Source organism: Pseudomonas sp. 05N434, assembly GCF_056396965.1.
Map to the genome: position 1 here is coordinate 1 of NZ_JBFTMK010000640.1, position 2,613 is coordinate 2,613.

Annotated in this window: 4 protein-coding genes; 2 read left to right on the plus strand and 2 right to left on the minus strand. The window is 59.3% G+C overall.

The window, feature by feature from the left end:
• Positions 1-567 (minus strand): sodium-dependent transporter (locus AC1DLB_RS27285; protein ID WP_477786031.1); only part of this gene is annotated, 567 nt, incomplete at its 3' end.
• Between the two features lie 118 nt (positions 568-685).
• On the opposite strand from AC1DLB_RS27285, the gene smpB reads away from it, so the two are divergent.
• On the plus strand, positions 686-1,168 hold the full coding sequence (gene smpB / locus AC1DLB_RS27290; RefSeq protein WP_018929470.1) for an SsrA-binding protein SmpB: 483 nt from the start codon (positions 686-688) through the stop codon (positions 1,166-1,168).
• A 138-nt stretch (positions 1,169-1,306) separates the two neighbouring features.
• Here smpB and AC1DLB_RS27295 read toward each other — a convergent pair whose 3' ends face one another.
• Positions 1,307-2,074 carry an FCD domain-containing protein gene (locus tag AC1DLB_RS27295; RefSeq protein WP_064616136.1) on the minus strand — a complete coding sequence of 256 codons (768 nt, stop codon included), beginning with the start codon at positions 2,072-2,074 and terminating at the stop codon, positions 1,307-1,309.
• Positions 2,075-2,336: 262 nt separating this feature from the next.
• Between AC1DLB_RS27295 and AC1DLB_RS27300 the strand changes: the two genes are divergently transcribed.
• The coding region (locus AC1DLB_RS27300) for an L-lactate permease (protein ID WP_477786032.1) at positions 2,337-2,613 on the plus strand (277 nt) is incomplete at its 3' end.

Below are 2,613 nucleotides of genomic sequence, written 5' to 3' on the forward strand. Positions count from 1 at the left end.
CACGAACAGCAACGGCATCATGATCCGCAGGCTGCGCTCCAGCCCGGCGACCACCCCCTTGGCGATCACCACTGCCGACAACAGCATGAAAATCGTGTGCCAAAGTGTCAGGCGCCATGGGTCGGCGATCACATTACCGAAGTATGCGCCGACCTGATCAGCCGTCACGCCCCGAAAGTCGCCACGACCCATGTCGATGATGTAATCCAGCGACCAACCGCCAACCACACTATAGAAAGACAGAATCAGCAACGCCGTGATCATCCCGGCAAAGGCGCCCCAGGACCACTTCGCCGAATGCCCCGCTTCCAGCGCCAGGACCTTCAAGGCATTGGCCGGGCTCTGCCGCGCGCGCCGGCCGATCAGGGTTTCGGCCAGCATGACGGGCATACCGATCAGCGCGATGCAGGCCAGGAACATCAGCACGAAGGCCCCGCCGCCATAGACGCCAACCATATAAGGGAATTTCCAGATACTCCCCAAACCCACGGCCGAACCGGTCGCGGCGAGTATGAAGACCCAGCGGCTAGCCCAACTGCCGTGGACAGAAACCTTGTCTGTCGACATCGTTATCACGCCCAAGCGTTCAAAAAAGAGGCCGCATTGTCCGGGATTCAATCAACCTGCTCAAGCACGTAGCGTCACCGTAGCCGACTCGCGCGCAACTCCCTATAATGCCGCCCCTATGGCTAAACAGAAGAAACACCCAACAGGGACCATCGCGCAAAATAAAAAGGCGCGACACGATTACTTCATCGAACATCGGTTCGAGGCTGGTCTGGTCCTGGCCGGCTGGGAAGTAAAAAGTCTGCGGGCAAGCAAGCTGCAACTGGTTGACAGTTACGTACTGCTCAAAGATGGCGAAGCCTGGCTGCTCGGCAGCCACATTACGCCTCTGACGACGGCCAGCACCCACGTTATCGCTGATCCGACCCGCACCCGAAAATTGCTGCTCAATCGGCGCGAGCTGGAGAAGCTGGCCGCTGCCGTGCAGCAAAAAGGTTACGCCTGCGTATGCCTGTCCTGGTACTGGAGCAAGCACATGGTCAAGTGCGAGATCGCTCTGGGCAAGGGCAAGAAGGAATACGACAAGCGTGATACCGAACGCGAACGCGATGCCGGCCGTGAATTGCAGCGTGCGGTGCGGAACAAGGGCAAGGAAGATTAATTTTCCTGCCTGATCGCGGCTTTTGTGGCGAGGGAGCTTGCTCCCGCTCGGCTGCGAAGCAGTCGTAAAMAATCTGCCCACAATGCTGGCCGGGGGGCCGCCTCGCGCCCCAGCGGGAGCAAGCTCCCTCGCCACACACTACATCCCCTTGCGTCGCTCCGCCCGAGCCATGCGCTGCACTTCCTGACGCACCTCTTCCAGCACTTCCTGCACATACAAAATGTGCCGACTGGACACTTCTCGTGCCTCTTCCGCCCGCCCCTCAATAATCGCCTGGTACAACTCCCGGTGCTGCGCAATCAGCATGTCACGGGTTTCGACGCGCTGTTTGTACATGCCGCCAATGTTGGTCACCACGTTGCGCTTGAGCAGATCGAACAGCCCGCGAATGGTGTGCAGCAACACTGCGTTATGACTGGCCTCGGCGATAGCCAAGTGGAAATTCGCATCCGCCGCGCCCTCTTCCGCCCGACTCACTTCATCGTGGCGCGAATAGCAGTCCTGCAATTCGTCAAACGCCGCCGTCAGCCGCTCACGATCCACCTCGGTGGCGCGCAGTGCCGCGTAGTAAGCGCAGGACGCTTCCAGGGTATGGCGAAACTCCAGCAAATCGCGCTGGGCCTCGGGGTTGCTCTCCAGCAGGTGCAGCAATGGATCGCTGAACGTCGAGCCCAGGGATTCCACCACATAGTTGCCGCCGCCCTGACGACTGACCAGCAGCCCTTTGGCCACCAGTTTCTGAATCGCCTCACGCAACGAAGGGCGTGACACGCCGAACTGCTCGGCCAACGCACGCTCTGCCGGCAGGCGTTCGCCAGCCTTCAAGGTGCCCTCGAGAATCATCCCCTCGAGTTGCTCGACAATATCGTCAGACAAACGGCGTTGCCGAATCTGATCAAACCCCATCACTCAATTCTCCACGATCCCGGCGGCTCGCCGGGCTCTCTATTCTGGCCTATCGGCGCTGCGCCAGCACCTACCAGACGACGCTTGATCGAACAGATCAGATGCGTTCTGCACCGCTCATTCGACAAAAGTTTTAGGGCGGCAAATTGACACACCGCCTCCAAGGCTTTTACCCTAGCCAACAGCGATTGTAAATTGGTCTTACCAATTATCCAAGAACGCTGACCAGTGCCTGACCAACAACAATTAGGGGCCACCCCATATGCAAACCTGGCAACAGCTCTACAGCCCGCTCGGCAGTCTCGGCGTGTCCGCACTCGCGGCCGTCATTCCCATCGTATTTTTCTTCCTGGCTTTGGCCGTGTTCCGCCTCAAAGGCCATGTGGCCGGCAGCATCACCCTGGCACTGTCCATTGCCGTGGCAATCTTCGCTTTCCAGATGCCGGTCGACATGGCTTTCGCCGCCGCTGGATATGGCTTTGCCTACGGGCTGTGGCCGATTGCGTGGATCATCGTGGCAGCGGTGTTCCTCTACAAAC